The following is an 18157-nucleotide window of genomic DNA, read 5'->3' on the forward strand; positions in this document are numbered from 1 at the left end:
TACCTACCTTCCTACGACACCCATGCCGTTTATTACTTTATCCAATATTTCATCTTGTAATGTCACAACTCTCGCAGCTGCATTATATGCATGCTGAAATTGGATCATATTCGTCATTTCTTCATCAATGGAAACAGCACTCGTCGACATTCTACGTTCATTGGCTGAATTGACAAGAGCGGCTGAACTGCTTTCTAGCGTCATGTTCTTTTTCCCTTGAATCCCCATCTCAGCAATGACATTTTGGTAGTAATCCTGGATCGTCGTTGTATTGCCGCCGATTGGTAACTTTAAGTCTTGTATATTTGCTAATTTTGTAGCATTCGAACCGTCACCTTTTGTTTGATTGAGAGATGCTGCAATATTATCTGTTGATGCTAAAATGACATCACTCACTTTGATACGAGCTGCTAAGCCTTTATTCAATTCATTGTTATTCTCAATATCAAAGAAGTCTTGTCCACTTGTGCCATTTAACGTGTACCCCTGCTTATGCACATCGTTAAATGTATCCATAAATACTTGTGCTACTTCATCCAGCTCTGCAAGCATATCCGGATACATGCCTTTTTCAGCACCATTTGACATGTAGCCATAAGCCTCAACAAGTGCTTTTACTTTACCATTCACTTGAAGCTGATCTGCTGCAATGGTTGTTGTTCCGAATTGAAGTGAGTTAACAAGTCCCGTTGTATTATCATAGGAGATTTGCAGTTCAGATTTTTCGTTCGTAATGCCATTCAAAATCGTTCCAGCAGATTGTCCATTTGCACCGATTATGTCGATGTTGACAGTTCCTTCAGCAATTTTGAGTGCATTACCGCCAGATGGATTGTAACTCACTTTAATATCAACGAGTGAGGATAATTGATCTACCAAAGCATCACGCGTATCATAAAGATCATTTGGGAGATATCCGTTTGGCTCAACTGCTGCAATCTGTTTATTCACTTCATCTATTTGAGATAAAATAGTGTTCACATTTTTAGCTGTTGAATCGAGTTCTGTTTTTAAATTCTTTTGTATCGTTGTTAAAGAAGAATTAAGTAAACGGAATTGATCTACTAAAGCCTGTGCACTTGTTTTAACAACTGTACGTGCAGAAGCTGTATCGGCATTTTTTGTTTCGGATAGGACCTGTAATGATTTCCAAAGGTTATCAAAAGCTCTGTTTAAGCCTTCATCCGTCAAATCATTCATAACCCCCTCCATTTGCGAAAGGGCATCAGATTTTGTTGAGTAGTAAGACAAGTTATTGTTATGATCTCTGAATTGCATATCTAAAAAGCTGTCTCGAATTCTTTCCACCGTTCCAACTTGAACACCTGTCCCCATTTGGCCATAAGTCTTGCCGTCATAAACAGAAATGACTGGATAAGGATTATCTGCTTTAAAGGTAACTCTTTGTCTTGAGTAGCCATCCGTATTTGCATTGGACACGTTGTTTGATGTGACATAAAGCCCTGCACGCTGGGCTGTGATTCCTCTTTTTGCCGTTTCTAGACCCATGAATGTAGAACCCATTGGTATCCTCCTTGTTTACGCCTTTGAATCAAACAAAGCCCTCTGCTGTTTAGGCTTTGAACTCTCAAGACCATTTTGTCCGTAATTCATATTTTCTTTATTAGGGTTAACGAGATCGAATGTCAGTGAAATAAATTGAAGCGACTGCTGAATGAGCTGTTTGTTCAGTTCATTTACATCTTTCAGTTCCACCATGATGTCATTTAATTTGTCATATAATGAAATGAGCTCTTCTTGATCCGAACCTTCAGCCTTTTCGATACACGCGGTGATGGTTGGCGGTTCATCACTTTGTAAAAATTGAACTGTGGCTTCAATTCGTTTTTCTTCTAATTGAGAAATGGCTTGAATATATTTTTGCTCTAAATTCAGAACCTCTGAAAGAGCATCAATCTCATTGCTTTTCAGCATTTCTGTTTTATCCTTCGACAGCTTCAAAAGCTGTTCATGCAATCCATAGAGACGATGCAGCTCTTCAATGATTATTTTAACTGACATTCACGCTACTCCCTTTTGTTATTGTTGTTTATAAAAATTCAGCATTTTATCAGCAATGCCTTTTGTATCTACTTGATATGTTCCGGCTTCAATGCTTTTTTTAATTTGGTCTATTTTATCTTGGCGTTCTTTCATGATATTCGGCACCTTTTGCATTTCGATTGCCTTTTTAGAAATTTCGACTTTATCAGTTGATTTTGCTTGATTTGATTGCAACGTTTGTTTCTCATATGTTTTCTTGTAAGGATTTACTGGTTGTGTTCCATATCGATTAATTTTCACGGGATTCCTCTCGCTTTCCGTTACAGTCTGTCTTGATTCTATCCATTTTATCGACCAAACTGCAACTTAGTTTAGGGAATCAATCGTTTTTAGGATTAATGGCATAATAGGTGTCTTTTTTCCTAGATTCAATCTCCCTTTTACGCTCTTCTTCTTGATTCATTTGACTCATTTGCGAATGAATATCCTGTTCACATTGGCTGCACAGCTTGTTTTTTCTGATCGGTTGGCCACATCTTTCACAAGGATAGTTGATATTCGGAAATTGACTAATTTGAAGTCTTTTCAAACGGATAAATTTCAAGATTAATTCTTCATCAACTTCTGTTGCATCTACTATTTCAGCAATGGTTGATTGTCTATTACTTTGCTTTCGCAAGAATTTATAAACGATATCAAAAGAACGTTCTTCTTCTTCGAAGCATTTGTTACAAACCGTTTGGATGGTGGTTTTTAAAAATAGCTGATTACATTGTGGACAGTTTGCCAATTGATTCATAACCAAAACCCCTTACGTTATTTTCTCTTCTTATTATCGGTTAATTATCCTGAATTTTAACTACGAATCAACGTAAAAGAGGAAACACTTTTGGCACCTGCTTCTTTTAAAATTCTTGCCGCATCATAAATGGTGGCCCCCGTTGTATAGATGTCGTCAATTAAGATAACATCCCTTTGAACGATCGCATCTGTCTGCTTGATTTGAAACATTCTTTTTTGATCTAAACGTTCATTTTTCTTTCTCTTAGACTGCTTGCTTTGATGTATTTTCACAAGCGGCTGCAGGATCGGCTGACCAATCAAGGAAGCAAGTATGACTGACTGATTAAACCCTCTTTCCTTTAGCCTTTCTTTACTTAAAGGAATCGGGATCAGCACAGGTTCTTTAATTGAAAAGGAGCGCTTAAATACTGCTTGGACATCTTGTTTAAAAAGCTCAGCTAAAGCTGTATCACCTCGAAATTTAAATCGGGAAAGGACATCTTTCATCAAATCGTTGTAAGCATAAACAGACCTATTTTTCACAAGTACTGTAGTAGAATCAGGGCGTTCTTTCCACCTGGAACAGTCTTGACATAATTGATCATTCGACTGTGCTCTCCCACAAGCTGGACAAATCGGGCGTTGAATTTTTTCTAGGTGATGCTTACATGCTATACATAGATGATCATCATTTAATAGAAGTAATGATTTCCATGTAAAAGCAGCGACAAAATGCCCCTCACAAATTAGGCAGATCAATTGTTATCCTTATTTATCGGCAGACGATTTTCGCATCTTGGAAATGTGGTGACCTTTGAAGCAGCTTCTGTCAGAATGACCAGCATTGCCGTATTCTTCTGTTTATCCACCATCTCGGATTTACTGTAAGATATTTTATCGATATCTGTTATATACTGAGGCTTCACTTGATTTAGTGAAATCGCTAATACATCTTCTATACACTTTTCACAGTGACAAATCATGTTTAATTGGTTGAGATATTGATAGAGGATTTCCTTGAGTAGTATTTCTTTTGCATTGAGTAGCATATTTGTCTCTCCTGCCATTTGTGTATTGTGAATATAAATGTACCATGAAATTTAGTTGCACCCACATTATTTTTCAGAAAACTCTTTTGCAGCTGTATCATTCATTTTTACGATATGCTTCTTTGCTTGTTTCATACTTCTCGTTAAACCAAAATGAAAAAAGATAACATCTCCTTTAAAAAAATCGGGATGTCTACCTGCTCTACCAGAAATCTGAACAAGTGCACTCTCTGTAAAGATAGTAGATTCCGCACCTAGTACCCCCACTTGAACATTTGGAATGGTTACGCCTCTTTCTAGAATGGTGGTTGTAACTAGTACATCGTATTTATAATCTCTGAAGTGCTGGACCTTTTGTTTCCTGTCTGGATCATCAGCAGACACCCCCTCCACATTTAAGCGGTGTTCTCTAAGGACCTTCGTTATCTTCTTCATGGTCGAAATAGAAGGAACAAAAAGTAAAATCCTTCTCTTCTTTGTGATATGTTTCTGCATCCAATTCATTACTTTAGGTGGGAGCTGGTTCTTTTTTAATTTCTTCTTCCAATGTCCAATCCATTGAAAGGACGGGACAGGTAACGGTTGTTGGTGAAAGCGCAGAGGAATTTTTATGGCTTCTAGTTGTCCACGAGATACATCTCTTTTCATTTTCTTAGAGGGCGTCGCACTTAAATAAACCCTAACCCCTTTCTTTCTCATTGCCTTTAAAACAGCAAATTGGAGACGTTCATCGATTGAATAAGGAAAGGCGTCGACTTCATCTATAATAAGCACATCAAATGCATGTTTGTATCTCATCAACTGATGAGTTGTGGCGATCACTAGCGGTGCTATTTGGAACCTTTGAGGGCTTCCTCCATAAAGAACAGCTATTTTCATTCCTTGAAATGCTTTTTTAAGCCGCGGCTCTAGTTCAAGGACAACATCTGTTCTAGGTGTCGCAATGCAGACACTCATTCCTTGATGTAAGGCATATTCAATTCCGTAAAAGAGCACCTCTGTTTTCCCTGCCCCGCAAACTGCCCAGATGAGTAGGTCAGATTTGTTTTTTATCGCTTCGATCAATTTTTCGGACGCCCTTTTTTGTCCTTTAGACAGGTTTCCCTGCCATGTTAATTCCGTATGACATGTTTCTTCCATTTGTGGACCCGTCCATTCATAAAGAAAGCCACATTCCGTTGTTTTCCCCATCATGATGCATGATCTACAGTACACACAATCTTTTTGACACATGTCACACGGAGTGTGGGCAAAGTACCGCTTTTTTGATACACCACATCTACAGCAAGTAAGACCATTTGCTTTCCTCTCAATAGCAGGTGTTCGGATGACGAACCCTTTCTCCTCCAGCCAATCCAAATCGGACTGTGAGCATCTTGTTTCAGCGGTAAGCAGGTGGCGTGACTGCAGTTGCTGCCTTAGTTCCATTGCTTTGTCCATGTTCAATTTCACCAAACACCTTTCAACTGATGTTTGCCTATTATGCGCAAAGACATGACCTTTCGTCCAACAGCCAAAATAGAAAAACAAAACCCCTTTTCTATTAGAAAAGAGGTTTTTTAAGATTTATCTAATCACCCAGCCAAGAGCTATAGAGCCTTCGCCTAGATGAGTGCCAATCACGGCACCAAAGTAGCTTTTATAAAATTCAACATGAGGATACTTTTCTGATAAGTGCGCAATTAAGTCGTCTGCTTCTTCTTCTCTATTACCATGTATCAGTGTTGCTCTCATCGGGACACCACGTGATGCATCTTCGTCAAATAATTCAAAAATACGTGAAATGGCTTTTTTCCGTGTACGAATCTTCTCAAAAGGGACAATTAGCTTGTTGTCAAAATGCAGTATAGGCTTTACCTTTAAGAGGCTCCCAATAAAAGCCTGAGCACCATTTAATCTGCCGCCTCTTTGTAAATGAGTTAAATCGTCTACCATAAAATAAGCTCTCTGATTCTCTTTCAGATAATTGAGATGGGCTAACACTTCTTCTAGAGAAGCACCACCTTGGATTTTTTCAGCAGCTTCTATCGCATAAAAACCTTGCGCCATACAGCTAGTTTCTGTATCAAACGGATAAATATCAATCCCGTCAACTAGGTCATTTGCTGAGGCTGCACTATTATATGTTCCACTAATTCCGCTTGAAAGGTGAATACTAATCACGGCATCGTATGTTTCACTTAGTTTTTCATATAATTCTATTAACTCACCGAAAGCAGGCTGAGAGGTGGTTGGAAGGTCTTTATGCTTTTTGACTTCTTCATAATATGTCTTCCAATCCATTTCTATTTCTTCACGGTATGATTCGTTGCCAAAAATGACATTAAGAGGGATCATATGAATATGATGTTTATCACGCAGCTCTTGTGGTATATAAGCAGTACTGTCTGTTACAACGGCTATTTTCATTCTTAAATACCTTCCTTATCCGTTAAGTTGCTCTTTTTTATTTTCAAAGAATGATCATTGTTATTCATTAGATTTATAATAGTAATCAAAAAAGCCTGCCTAATCAATAGGCAAGCCCGTTATATCCGAAAAAGACTCCTTATCTACCTATCATTTCTCTCCAGTTAACATGTGAGAGAACCAAAAACAGGCGAAAAAGGAGTACTTGTCCGGAACATTATCTCATTTCTACCCAGCCGTTTTTAATTGCTACAACAACAGCTTGTGTACGGTCGTTTACATTCATTTTTTGTAAAATGTTACTCACGTGGTTTTTGACTGTTTTCTCACTAATAAAGAGCGACTCACCAATTCCTCTATTGCTCTTTCCGTCAGCTAACATTTGAAGAACTTCGCACTCACGTCTCGTTAAGATATGAAGTGGTCTGCGAATTTCAGGATATACCTCGTGCTGCGGATGGGCTGAAACGCCACTAGTCGCTAGGCGTCGGAATTCATTTACTAAGTTATGAGTAACTTTCGGATGTAAATAAGATCCTCCGTCAGCTACGACTTTCACTGCTTCAATGAGCGTGTCTGCATCCATTTCTTTTAACAGGTAGCCTCTTGCCCCTGTTTTCAATGCATGTGTCACATAGTTTTCATCGTCATGAATAGATAGAATAATGACTTTTGATTCGGGATAAAGCTCAACTAGCTGCTTTGTAGCCTCTACACCATTTACATTCGGCATATTAATGTCCATAATGACAACATCCGGATGATAGTGTTCTACGATACGTGCAGCTTCGTCACCGTCGTCTCCTTCTGCAACTACTTCAAAAGTAGGTTCAAAATCTAAAATCCGTTTGACACCTTCACGGAATAATTGGTGATCATCAATAATTACAATATTTACTTTAGTCACAAGCTACGCCTCCCCATGTTTATTGTTCTACACCTGAACTTTATGGTCAATATGTCTTTTGTCTCTATTTTACAATTTTATTTTGCAATGTTAATGGCACGCGAATCATGATGAATGTCCCTAGACCTATTTTTGAGTCTATGGTCATTTTACCTTCCAGTAAGTCTACGCGTTCTTTCATGCCAAGTAAACCGAAGGATTTGTTTTTGTTTGTTTTCACATCTTTCATATCAAAGCCTTTTCCATCGTCTTTGATAATTAACGTGACAAAGTCTTTCGTCACTTCTACTTTTACAGAGATTTCTTCAGCTTCGGAATGCTTTAGTGAATTTGTGACAGCTTCTTGGGCTAGTCTAAACAGTGCCACTTCAAATTGAGAAGCAATTCTTTCGCTTTCTGTATCCCCTAGGCATTGGAACGTAATCTTGGTTTTTCCATCATACTCTTCGATTGTGTTTAAATATTTTCTTAGCGTCGGAATGAGACCCAAATCATCTAAAGCCATTGGTCTTAAATCATAAATGATTCTTCTCACTTCGTACAGAGCATTTCGCACATTCTGTCTGAGACTTCTAATTTCTTTAAAGCCTTCTTCTGTCCCACGGTCTCTGAAAATCCGTTCAATTAATTCGGAACGCATCATCACGTTTGCCAGCATCTGGGCCGGACCGTCATGAATTTCCCGGGACACCCTTTTGCGTTCTTCTTCTTGGGCTTCAATAATTCTTAGTCCAAAATCTTGTTTTGCCTGAGCATCTTCAAGTAACACGCCAACTTGGCGTAAGTCCTGATTGAGATAGTTGAGAACAACTGTGATCTGACTCACAAGCGTTTCAGAGCGTTCAATGACGTCTTGCAGGCTTAACAATCGTCTTTCCAGATCGTCTCTTCTTTCTCTCAGCTGCTTTTCGCGCTGCTGGATCATGGTGAGTTCCACTTGCAGATTATGTGCTTTTTCGTAGGCCTCCCGTATTTCTTCTTCGCTAAATTTGTTGAAGTTTCTGCTGACCTCAGATAAGCGATTTCTAGCATGTCTCGTATGGACTTCGAGTTTATCCCCAAAATCAATTACTTCGTTTACTTGCTGCTTGATTTGCTTCAGCTCTTCTACTAGGCTTTCATATTGTTGACGGGACTGTTCGCCTATCCTAAATACTTCGTCCTTGCTGCCATCAACTGTACTTAGCATTTTCATGATGATTGAATCCAATAATTTCGGATCCATTTTAGGTGTTGTCATGGCTTTTCCCTCCCGTAACAGTGATGTCATCTTTTTTTATTATAAATGTCATTGATCTGCATTTTATGTCGAATTATAATGAAAGAATGCGTATAAATCATGAAGTTTTTATGACGACCCTTTTTCCGCCCCTATCATCATAACAAAATACGCTGTAAAATTCTAAAATCAATGCAAATTTTCTCTAGTCTTACAATTTGCTTGTCAGGAGGGTAAGTCTTTTGCTGAATCGCTATCTTACAGTAAAAAGTCGTGGCGAGCATGAGATCGTCATTGAAAAATCACGTTTTATTTGTCATATACAGCGTGCTGTCTCAGAAGAAGAAGCACAAGCATTTATACAATCCATTAAAAAACAACATTGGAATGCCACACATAATTGTTCTGCCTATCTCATTGGAGAACATGACCTGATTCAAAAAGCAAATGATGATGGTGAACCAAGCGGTACAGCAGGTGTGCCAATGCTTGAAGTGTTAAAAAAACGGAAGCTGAAAGATACAGTCGTAGTGGTCACTCGTTATTTCGGCGGTATTAAGCTAGGCGCCGGTGGATTGATTCGTGCCTACGGAAAATCTGTATCAGAAGCCATCAACCATGTTGGTATGGTAGAACGCTGTTTAATGCGTACGATGCACACAACAATAGATTATACATGGCTTGGAAAGGTAGAGAATGAGCTTAGAGCCTCATCTTTTCAGCTAAAAGAAATTCATTATGCAGAAGATGTTATTTTTGAGACGTATGTAGAAGAAACACAAACAGAGCAGTTCATTGAATGGATGACTGAGCTGACAAATGGAAAGAGTGTTACAAAAGAAGGCGAACTGATTTATTTAGAAAAGGACATTGGTCCGATAAAGGAGACAGATGAATGGCACAACGAGTAAGAGTGCGTGTACGAAAGAAAAAGAGTAAGAAGAAGAAAATTTTCAAACGTATCCTGGTCTTATTTTTACTTCTTATCATCTGCATGGGCGGATTTGCAGTATATAAAATAGTCAATACACTTCAGGCTGCTGACAAAACATATGATGAGCTAGACCGAGGAGAGAAATCGAAGCTTCGTGATGCGGTCATTGATATTAAGAAGAAACCTTTCTCTGTACTATTTGTCGGAATTGAGGATTATGCCACAGATGGTGATCATGGCCGTTCAGATTCACTCATTGTCGCAACGATTAACCCTCAAGACAAAACGATGAAAATGGTTAGTATCCCTCGTGACACACGCGTACAGCTTGCAAGTGACACGACAGGAAATAAAGAAAAGATCAATGCAGCATTTGCTAAAGGTGGAAAAGACGAGACGATTGAAACTGTCGAACAATTCTTGCATATTCCGATTGATAAATATGCAACCGTTGATTTTGACGGATTCAAGGATGTCATTGATGAAGTCGGCGGAATTGATATCGATGTTCCATTTGATTTCAATGAAAAAAGTGATGTGAAAAAATCGAAAAAGATTTACTTCAAAAAAGGCAATATGCATTTAAACGGGGAAGAAGCACTTGCTTACGCTCGGATGAGAAAACAAGATCCACGCGGTGATTTCGGACGTAATGATCGTCAGAAACAAATTTTACGCGCAATGATTGATCAAATGTCGAAGGCAAATAACATTGCGAACGTCGATAATATCGCTAAAGAAGTAAGTGATCACATTACGACCAACTTCCGTATCACAGAAGGTCTTGCACTTCAGCAAATCTACAGCGGATTTAAAGGAAACGACACAGAAACACTTTCTATTAAAGGGTCAGATCTTTATTTAGGACCAAATCGAACGTATTACTTTGAGCCAGATCAAACCAATCTAGCTAACGTACAAAATGAATTACGGACGCATTTAAAGCTTCCTGCTGAATCTTCGACTGAAACAGATTCACAAACCAATCCATCCTCTGGTGAAACAGGGCCAAGTGATACAGCTAATCCTTCGACCAGCACACCAGGACAATAATAAAAACAGCCCAGTTCCTAGGAACGGGCTGTTTTTTATTGTCTTTTCACCATTCGTTTATAGAATTTCGTAAATGGTTTGAACTCTTCGTTGACCAAACCCGTGACTTCCGCAATCACTTGCATAAACATTACCAGTAAAAAGATAATGATGAGCGATAACCAAATGGTCGCGCTTGTCAGCAAAATCGCACTTAAGCTAAAGACTAAGCCAATCATGTAAATGACGATGACCGCCATGCGATGGGACAAGCCAAAGGCCATTAGTCTATGATGAATATGAGATTTGTCTGGCGCTGAAATCGGCTGTTTGTTTAATATGCGTCTAATGATTGCAAAGGTCGTATCAAATATAGGAACACCTAGAATGATCACAGGAACAACAACACTAAACAAAGTGACACTTTTGTATAACCCTAAAAGTGACAGCACCGAGATCATATACCCTAAAAATAGCGAACCGGTATCCCCCATAAAAATCTTCGCTGGATGAAAGTTGTAAAAGAGAAAGCCGATCGTACTGCCAATGACGACAAGAGATAAAGAAAGAATCAGAATCTTATCAGCAGAAAATGCCATCACTGCAATCGTTGATAAACCGATGACGGAAATACCGGCAGCTAGTCCATCAAGACCGTCAATTAAATTAATGGCATTTGTGATGCCGACAATCCATAGCACGGTGAGGGGATATGCCATCCAGCCTAACTCAATTCGATCTGTTAAAAAAGGAACTGAGAAAAAATCCATTTTTAAGCCTGTGCTCACAATCAAACAAGCAACAAGAACTTGTACGAGAAATTTAAATTTTGCACTTAAATTATATTTATCATCAAATATACCTAAAATGACGATGAGTACGGCACCAACTGAAATTGCTGTAATTTTATTATGTAGAAACAGCCCGCCTGCTAATGCTCCAGCCGCTACCCCAATAAAAATTGCCAAACCACCCATTCGAGGCATTACTTTATCATGAACTTTTCGTTTATTCGGCTGGTCCACTGCACCAATCTTAATTGCAAACTTTTTGACGATTGGTGTCACAATTAAAACTGTAGCCAGAGAGACAAAAAACGCTAATAAGGCGCGTTCGTAATCCATAGGTCAGTCTCCTTCTAAATTGAAATCTGTATTTTGTATATTGGCCGCTCTTTCCATTATACAATTGAATAGAGGATGATCACAAGCTCCCCCGGTGAAGAAGAAACAAATAAAAACGCACAATCCCGAATGAATTATGCGTTTTCTTTAATATTCGTTAGTTCCACCATGTTTGTGAACAGCGCGTGCCAATCTTTTTTCTTCGCACGGCTTTGTCTTAGATGTCTATAGGTCGTGTCGTCTTTTTTGCTGATCACTTTCAGGCAGGCTTCTACGAAGAGCGCAGGATCATCGCCCTCTAAATATTCATACACATCCTTCTCTTTTAGCCTTTCCGTTGATGGGAGATTTAAACCGACAACCGGTATTCCAGCTGCTAAAAATTCATAGAGCTTGAGAGGGAACACCGCTTGATTGTAAGGGGATTGTTTGTATGGCATCATGCCTACATCAATCAGCTTCATATAAGCAGGTACTTCTTCTGGTGCAACAGCTCCTGTCCAAATCACATTTGGCCGTTTGAGTGCACGCTGAAAAGATGGATCTCCATTCGTTCCATCCGGACCGACAAATAAAAATGTCCAATCAGGCCGCATGCGAGCAGCTTCAGCCATCATGTCAAAATCGAGCTTTGGCTTGATTCCTCCGATAAAACCAAGCACGGTTCCTTCTCTTCCTTCCAGCACATCTTCTTTACACGGTAGATTGCTTTTCGCAAATACATCGTACTCGACGCCATTTTCCACAGTAAACACATCTTTCGGTTCTCCCATAAGACGTTTTTTAATTTGATCGTGTAAATATTGAGAAGAGCATGTAATGCTGTGTGCGTATTTAATGATTCGATTTTCTGCTTTGACAATGACACGCTGCCTCATATAAGAAAGAATGTTGTGTTTGCCGCTTATCGGCTCTCCCCACAGGTCACTGCAATCATAGACAATGTGTTTCCATTCAAATAAGGAAGATAAGAGCGGAAAGCCCGGAAACGTATACCATAAACAAACAGCAATCCCCTTCTTTTCCTCCTGCCGCAAATGTTCAAGAAGAGGGGACAATTTATGAATATAGAACATGTCTTGATATCGGCCAAAGCGAAACAATCTACTCTTGAGCACATCAGGAATGGTCAATTGCTTCATTCGATCTGTTATGGGCTGAAAGGGAGCTGTATGACGAGATGATGACGGGCATACCCAGATGACCTCTTTTGTTTCTGGATCAGATGCTAGAAATTCGGCCAGCCGATGCCGTCTGTACCTCAGTCCGTCCTGTCCCCATTCTCCCGTCGCTACGACAACATGTATGATCGAGTCTGCTTTCACCTTTATCACCTTTTTTCCCTTCTGTTTATAAGCGCTTCTTCACAGCATTTGTCGCATAGTGCATAAAACACCAGGACGCTTTGACAAAATGAAGCTGCTCAATTTCTCTGTAGACAAACCACGTTTTTTTCGCTGCTTTCCACTTGTTACTAGAGATGGAGTTTCCAACGATGCGATATTCACTGAGCGGTTCGCTCATACCATAGGCTGTAAATCCTCTTTTTAATATAGACAGCCATGTAGCTAAATCCTGCCTTGTGCGAATGTTCGGCATTTCCACATGTCCTACCTTTTGAAGATCAAGCATGACCGTTAAACAGCCGATAATGGTATTTTTCAAGGCTTCATTATAATCTAATCTCGCTGGCGCAGTGACGGTTTTTTCTAACGGTTCTCCATTTTCTGCAATGATGTCATATGCCGTAAATGTAAAGGCATAATCATTTGTCAGCATGAAGTCTACCTGTTTTTCAAGCTTCGTCTCTTTCCACTTATCATCGCTATCTAAAAAAGCAATAAAGCGCCCTTTTGCCTGGTTGATGGCTGCGTTTCTAGCAATGGCGGCTCCCCCATTTTCCTCTAAATAAATGACGTTGATTCTGTCGTCCGCTTGACTTAAATCCCCTAATAGCTTTCTCGTTCCATCTGTAGAACAATCATCTGCAATGATCAGCTCCCAATTGGAATAGGTTTGGGCAAGGACGGAATGAACTGTATCCGTTAAATAACGTTCCGCATTATACGCCGGTGTAATGATGGATACTAACGGTTGATTGTTCACCTAAGACTCATCTCCAGTTCATCATTAAGATTCTTTGAACACTTCGGGTAAGACCACAAACATGAGCGAGATGCTAAAGCCAATGACAAGCCCAAGCAGTGCACGTTTTTTGGCTGACATGCCTTTATTGCCCTCATCAAGTACTTGTGCAGGATCGACAATCTTTGCCTGCTTCATTCCAAGCTTTGTCGACTCCAATTCATATAAGAATCGTTCTTTATCGACTTTGGAATCATTGCTGACAGATTCGTCTTCAAGAGCAGCTAATCTACTTTCGATCACCTGCTGCCTTTTTGTAAATAATGCTTTGTCTTGCTTAAGAAATGTATCCGACACCTGCTTCACGACAGCCAAAGCGCGATCCTTATTGGCATCTGTGAAAGACAGCTGTAATTGTGTATCTGATTGATTGGTAAGGATGAGACGGGTTTTCACATCCTGCCTTTCTTCTTCTTTGACATCACTGAGTGCTTCGTTTAGAAATGCATCGCTTTTTAATAGAGATGTCACTTCCGCCATATTGTTATACACCCCATCATCATATTTACCAAGAGTGAGGGTAACAGCAGCTGTGTAACTGGACTGCTGCGTAGTTCCTTTAGCAAAAAAGAAACCAAAGGCGCCTAATATGACAGGCAGCAGGATGAGCCATACGATGTACTTTTTGATTCGCTTCCCTATTCTAGATATGAAACCAGACATGTTCATTCTCCCAACATTGACGTATTTGCTCTTTCACTAGTGTAGCCATACAAACCGTTTACCACAGCTTGAGTCGTTGTTTATTTTTCAACATATTCACCGCTGCGATCACCAGTCCTAAAAATACCCAGTGGAAATATAAATTCGAGACGGAGCTAGGACTGATACTTGAAACGAGAAAGCTCAGCATGGCTGCAAACAACCCTTCAATGATCATTTTTGCCGATCTTGTGTCAGCCCATTGGTATTGTTTGTACAGTGTGAACATGAGATAGGCGTATACTGAGATATAGCCCAGCATGACCGCAAACCCAAAGTTCGTCATCACTTCCAGCAGCCAATTGTGCACTTCTACGACCTGGTCTGTATCAAAGATCGAAAAGTGAGCTAAGTAGTAAGACACATTCCCCGCTCCAACCCCGAATCCGTATGAATTCGTAAAGAAGTGCCAAGCATTTTTGATCAAATTCGCTCTCGCGATGTTAGACGGGAGTGGTTCACTAAAAGAATGTGCGACCTGAGAAGCGAGAAACAAGTCATAAAAGACCGAATAAATCTTGGCTGAAAAGACAGCGATACAGATAACAACAAGTCCGCCTGCTGCAATGATTGACCACTTTTTGAGAAATCGCGGCAGCAGCAGCCACACATAGACCGCCACTCCTGCAAATATGCCAAGCAGACTGGCTCGGGATTCGGTTAACAATATGAGATACAGTGCGGCGATTGCCCCTAATAATCCAAACGCTTTGATATAACCGTTTTTCATTTGACGCATGCACGCTAGATATAAAAAGAAACTAATCGATAAAAACGTCGCAAAGTCATTTTGATTAAAAAAGACAGATGTAGGATAGTGCTGTTTATACGCTGGTCCTAGATACAATGAGGTATTCGGTAAATGGTTCAATGTAAAGTGATTATAGAACCCAATCCCCATCACAAACACAGTCATGACCAGCCAAATGCTATAAAAGGTCACCACTTGATCCATTCGCTGAATGAACATGACGACAAGAAAGACAAACCCCATCCCCATTGCAAGCAGGGACATATATTTGAGGCCGTCTGTGACCGAATGAGCCCAAAGCAGTGAGATGAGCCCGTAAAGAAACCATGCAGCTAAAAAACCAAGAATTCCTTTGACACGAATCTGCTGCCACTGCGATATGTACGTCCCCTTATCTCTCATCCGCCATATGAATAAAGCAAAGACGGCGATAAGCATAATACGGTAGAGAAAAAGACTAAAGAATCCGGCACTAATAGAAAAGAAAGCGTTGTTGAGAAAAGTCAATGCAATCAAAAGATAGATGGCTGACATGAAGATTTGCTCACCATTCATGTATAGCTTCATCAACACGAGAGCAGCCGACAGGATCAAAAGTATAACCGGAACAGCCACCATCTTCTTTAACCCGACGGGCTGGGCGGTTGCCATTTGTACAAGCCCGATCCCTGCTGCAAACAAAATACATCCAATCATGATTTGCCATGCTGTTTGTTTCACACTCATACCCATTTTCCTCCTAAGCAACCCATCCGATTTGAGGGATTAAGCCTTGACTTCCTGTTCATAGTAGGAAATGGTACGAGCCAAACCTTCCTGTAAACTCACAACAGGCTCCCATGCTAAGACTTGTTTCGTTTCCTCATTTGCCAATGTACTATGCACAATATCTCCTGCACGCTGCGGCTTGTAAATTGGTTCAAGATGCGACCTCGTCACCCGCTTCATCGTTTGAAACAGCTCATTCACAGTGATCGAATCACCACATGAAATATTTAAACAAACGTTTGATTGAGCTGTTAAAGCCGCAACATTCGCTGCTGCTAGATCACCTACATAAATGAAATCTCTTGTTTGTTCCCCGTCTCCGAAAATGAAAGGAGCCTCATCTTTTGCAAACTTATCAGAGAAAATAGAGACAACTCCGCCTTCGCCAAGTGCGTCTTGTCGCGGACCATAAACATTGCTGTACCGAAGAATACAATAGTCCACATCATACAGTGATTTTGCCATTTCTAAGTATCGCTCTACTGTGAGTTTCGCTAAACCATAAGGCGAACCAGGCTTCAGACGGTGAGCGGTGTCCACTGGCAGATACACTGGATCTCCATAGACAGCTGCTGATGAGGCAAATACCATTTTCTCCACTCCTGCTTCAGCCGCTGCTTTCATGACGTGCAGGGACCCTTTTATATTGACCTCTTCGTCATAAACGAAATTCTGAACGGAAACGGCTACACTCACCTGTGCTGCAAGGTGAATGATATAATCCGGTCTCATTTGTTTGATCAAATCAACCGTTTCTGATTTTGTGACATCTGCCTCAATGCATTGAACGGAAAGATGGGCAATATTTTCCCGAGATCCAGTTGAAAAGTTATCAAGAACGATGGGCTCGTAGCCTTTTTCTAGTAAAGCCTCTACCGTGTGTGATCCAATAAATCCGCTTCCCCCAGTAACCAATACTTTCTTCATCCAAGCTCCCCCTGTTATTGTGCCTTTGATACCAATTCTGCTTCCCATACGCCTGGGCGGCCGATAGACTGGTAAATAAATCCTCTCTCTTTCATTTCTGCTGGATCAAACAAATTCCTTCCATCAATTACAATCGGTGAACGAAGCAGCAGCTTGATTTGATCTTTATCCATCTTCTGTACGTCATCCCATTCTGTTAGGATGAGGCAAGCATCCGTATCTTTTACTGTTTCATACAGGTCATTGCTGAAGACAGCCTGCGGGCCAAGCTCTCGCTCTGCTTCTACATAAGCAATCGGATCATAAGCCTTCACAAAAGCACCCAGCTCTCTCAGCATGGGGATAATGTCTAATGCAGGCGCAGAACGCATATCATTCGTATTCGGTTTGAATGCGAGACCTAAGACAGAGATGGTTTTTCCTCTAATATCACCGAATACACTCATCAGTTTGCTGACAAGGTGAGCTCTTTGGTGATTGTTCGTTTCAATCACGGACTCGATCAGCTTGAACCGGTAGCCGGCTGTTTCGGCAATTTTGAGAAGAGCCATCGTGTCTTTCGGGAAACAAGAACCCCCAAATCCAATGCCCGCTTTTAAAAATTTATGCCCGATGCGACTGTCTAATCCAACTCCTTCGCTGACTTTTTCAACATCAGCGCCCACCCGCTCGCAAATATTTGCAATGTCATTGATGAATGAGATTTTTGTGGCAAGCATGGCATTTGCAGCATACTTAATCATTTCAGCACTTTCTAAGTTGGTCTCTACAACCTCTGTTTGAAACGGTTCATGCAATCTTTTGATGATGGTTGACGCATGGGTGCTTGTCGAGCCTATTACTGCCCGCTCCATATTCATCGTGTCTTGGATTGCAGAGCCTTCTCTGAGGAACTCTGGATTGGATACGACATCAAAAGGATATTTACTGCGGGATGCTTTTTCGACAATGGCTTGAACGAGCCGGCCTGTTCCAACGGGCACTGTGCTTTTATTGACGATGATTTTATAGCCATTTAGATGTTCACCAATTGTTTGAGCGACGGCTTTCACGAACGTTAAATCTGCTTCCCCCTGTGCTGTCATCGGTGTCCCTACAGCAATATAGATAATCTCTGATTCCCTGATAGCGGCAGGAATATTGGTTGTAAAAAACAGTCTTCCTTCCTCCGTATTCTTTTCAATCAATTCCTTTAAACCCGGTTCATAAATGGGAACGACACCACTTTTTAAGCTGTTGATTTTTAATTCATCGATGTCACAGCAGATGACACGATTTCCGATATCAGCAAAACAAGTACCCGATACTAACCCGACATACCCTGTTCCAATCACAGCAATTTTCTTCAACATTTTTCATCCTCTCAGTAAAAGCATATTGTCCGTTCCAAGCTGTTTATCTAT

Annotated in this window: 19 protein-coding genes; 2 read left to right on the forward strand and 17 right to left on the reverse strand. The window is 40.4% G+C overall.

Going from position 1 to position 18157, the window contains the following annotated elements; genetic code table 11:
• Positions 1–3: 3 nt before the first annotated feature.
• The 10 genes from flgK to MKZ03_RS16360 all read right to left on the reverse strand — a co-directional run bounded on the left by flgK (position 4) and on the right by MKZ03_RS16360 (position 8392).
• The gene (gene flgK, locus MKZ03_RS16315) at positions 4–1524 is read right to left on the reverse strand and encodes a flagellar hook-associated protein FlgK (RefSeq protein WP_307500333.1); all 1521 of its coding nucleotides are present in this window, start codon (positions 1522–1524) and stop codon (positions 4–6) included.
• 15 nt (positions 1525–1539) lie between these two features.
• Positions 1540–2022 (reverse strand): flagellar protein FlgN, encoded by a 483-nt coding sequence (locus MKZ03_RS16320; protein WP_034660146.1) that lies wholly within the window; start codon positions 2020–2022, stop codon positions 1540–1542.
• An 18-nt stretch (positions 2023–2040) separates the two neighbouring features.
• Entirely contained in the window at positions 2041–2304 is a 264-nt protein-coding gene (gene flgM, locus MKZ03_RS16325) for a flagellar biosynthesis anti-sigma factor FlgM (protein ID WP_003213252.1), read from the reverse strand.
• 79 nt (positions 2305–2383) lie between these two features.
• Positions 2384–2803: a TIGR03826 family flagellar region protein gene (locus MKZ03_RS16330; RefSeq protein WP_034660147.1), complete on the reverse strand. Its 420-nt coding sequence runs from the start codon at positions 2801–2803 to the stop codon at positions 2384–2386.
• 56 nt (positions 2804–2859) lie between these two features.
• Positions 2860–3546 carry a ComF family protein gene (locus MKZ03_RS16335; protein ID WP_340973906.1) on the reverse strand — a complete coding sequence of 229 codons (687 nt, stop codon included), beginning with the start codon at positions 3544–3546 and terminating at the stop codon, positions 2860–2862.
• A complete protein-coding gene (locus tag MKZ03_RS16340) occupies positions 3543–3836 on the reverse strand; it encodes a late competence development ComFB family protein (RefSeq protein ID WP_060597398.1) in 294 nt (97 codons plus the stop codon). Before MKZ03_RS16340 ends, MKZ03_RS16335 begins: the two co-directional genes overlap by 4 nt.
• 66 nt (positions 3837–3902) lie before the next feature.
• A complete protein-coding gene (locus MKZ03_RS16345; RefSeq protein WP_341032437.1) occupies positions 3903–5282 on the reverse strand; it encodes a DEAD/DEAH box helicase in 1380 nt (459 codons plus the stop codon).
• 120 nt (positions 5283–5402) lie between these two features.
• Positions 5403–6245, reverse strand: coding sequence for a DegV family protein (locus MKZ03_RS16350; protein WP_034660152.1), 843 nt, complete (start codon positions 6243–6245; stop codon positions 5403–5405).
• 217 nt (positions 6246–6462) lie between these two features.
• On the reverse strand, positions 6463–7152 hold the full coding sequence (gene degU, locus MKZ03_RS16355) for a two-component system response regulator DegU (RefSeq protein ID WP_008348273.1): 690 nt from the start codon (positions 7150–7152) through the stop codon (positions 6463–6465).
• Positions 7153–7216: 64 nt separating this feature from the next.
• On the reverse strand, positions 7217–8392 hold the full coding sequence (locus MKZ03_RS16360) for a sensor histidine kinase (protein ID WP_003213166.1): 1176 nt from the start codon (positions 8390–8392) through the stop codon (positions 7217–7219).
• A 221-nt stretch (positions 8393–8613) separates the two neighbouring features.
• Here MKZ03_RS16360 and MKZ03_RS16365 point away from each other — a divergent pair, with 221 nt between their 5' ends.
• Positions 8614–9282, forward strand: a complete 669-nt coding sequence (locus MKZ03_RS16365) for a YigZ family protein (protein ID WP_012011434.1) — start codon at positions 8614–8616, stop codon at positions 9280–9282.
• Positions 9267–10358, forward strand: coding sequence for an LCP family protein (locus MKZ03_RS16370; RefSeq protein ID WP_341032439.1), 1092 nt, complete (start codon positions 9267–9269; stop codon positions 10356–10358). Before MKZ03_RS16365 ends, MKZ03_RS16370 begins: the two co-directional genes overlap by 16 nt.
• A 35-nt stretch (positions 10359–10393) precedes the next feature.
• On the opposite strand, the gene MKZ03_RS16375 is transcribed toward MKZ03_RS16370, so the two are convergent.
• The 7 genes from MKZ03_RS16375 to tuaD all read right to left on the reverse strand — a co-directional run bounded on the left by MKZ03_RS16375 (position 10394) and on the right by tuaD (position 18106).
• Complete coding sequence (locus MKZ03_RS16375) at positions 10394–11461, reverse strand: glycosyltransferase family 4 protein (RefSeq protein ID WP_034660156.1); 1068 nt, start codon at positions 11459–11461, stop codon at positions 10394–10396.
• 134 nt (positions 11462–11595) lie between these two features.
• Positions 11596–12786 (reverse strand): teichuronic acid biosynthesis protein TuaH, encoded by a 1191-nt coding sequence (tuaH, locus tag MKZ03_RS16380; RefSeq protein WP_400559817.1) that lies wholly within the window; start codon positions 12784–12786, stop codon positions 11596–11598.
• Between the two features lie 25 nt (positions 12787–12811).
• A complete protein-coding gene (gene tuaG / locus MKZ03_RS16385) occupies positions 12812–13567 on the reverse strand; it encodes a teichuronic acid biosynthesis protein TuaG (protein ID WP_060597403.1) in 756 nt (251 codons plus the stop codon).
• 24 nt (positions 13568–13591) lie between these two features.
• A complete protein-coding gene (gene tuaF, locus MKZ03_RS16390) occupies positions 13592–14269 on the reverse strand; it encodes a teichuronic acid biosynthesis protein TuaF (protein ID WP_060597405.1) in 678 nt (225 codons plus the stop codon).
• Positions 14270–14327: 58 nt separating this feature from the next.
• A complete protein-coding gene (gene tuaE / locus MKZ03_RS16395; RefSeq protein ID WP_341032442.1) occupies positions 14328–15785 on the reverse strand; it encodes a teichuronic acid biosynthesis protein TuaE in 1458 nt (485 codons plus the stop codon).
• A 39-nt stretch (positions 15786–15824) separates the two neighbouring features.
• Positions 15825–16754: an NAD-dependent epimerase/dehydratase family protein gene (locus tag MKZ03_RS16400; RefSeq protein WP_341032443.1), complete on the reverse strand. Its 930-nt coding sequence runs from the start codon at positions 16752–16754 to the stop codon at positions 15825–15827.
• A 14-nt stretch (positions 16755–16768) separates the two neighbouring features.
• Positions 16769–18106 carry a UDP-glucose 6-dehydrogenase TuaD gene (tuaD, locus tag MKZ03_RS16405; RefSeq protein ID WP_341032444.1) on the reverse strand — a complete coding sequence of 446 codons (1338 nt, stop codon included), beginning with the start codon at positions 18104–18106 and terminating at the stop codon, positions 16769–16771.
• Positions 18107–18157: the final 51 nt, after the last annotated feature.

It is taken from the genome of Bacillus sp. FSL R5-0431, assembly GCF_038002985.1.
Lineage (GTDB): Bacteria > Bacillota > Bacilli > Bacillales > Bacillaceae > Bacillus.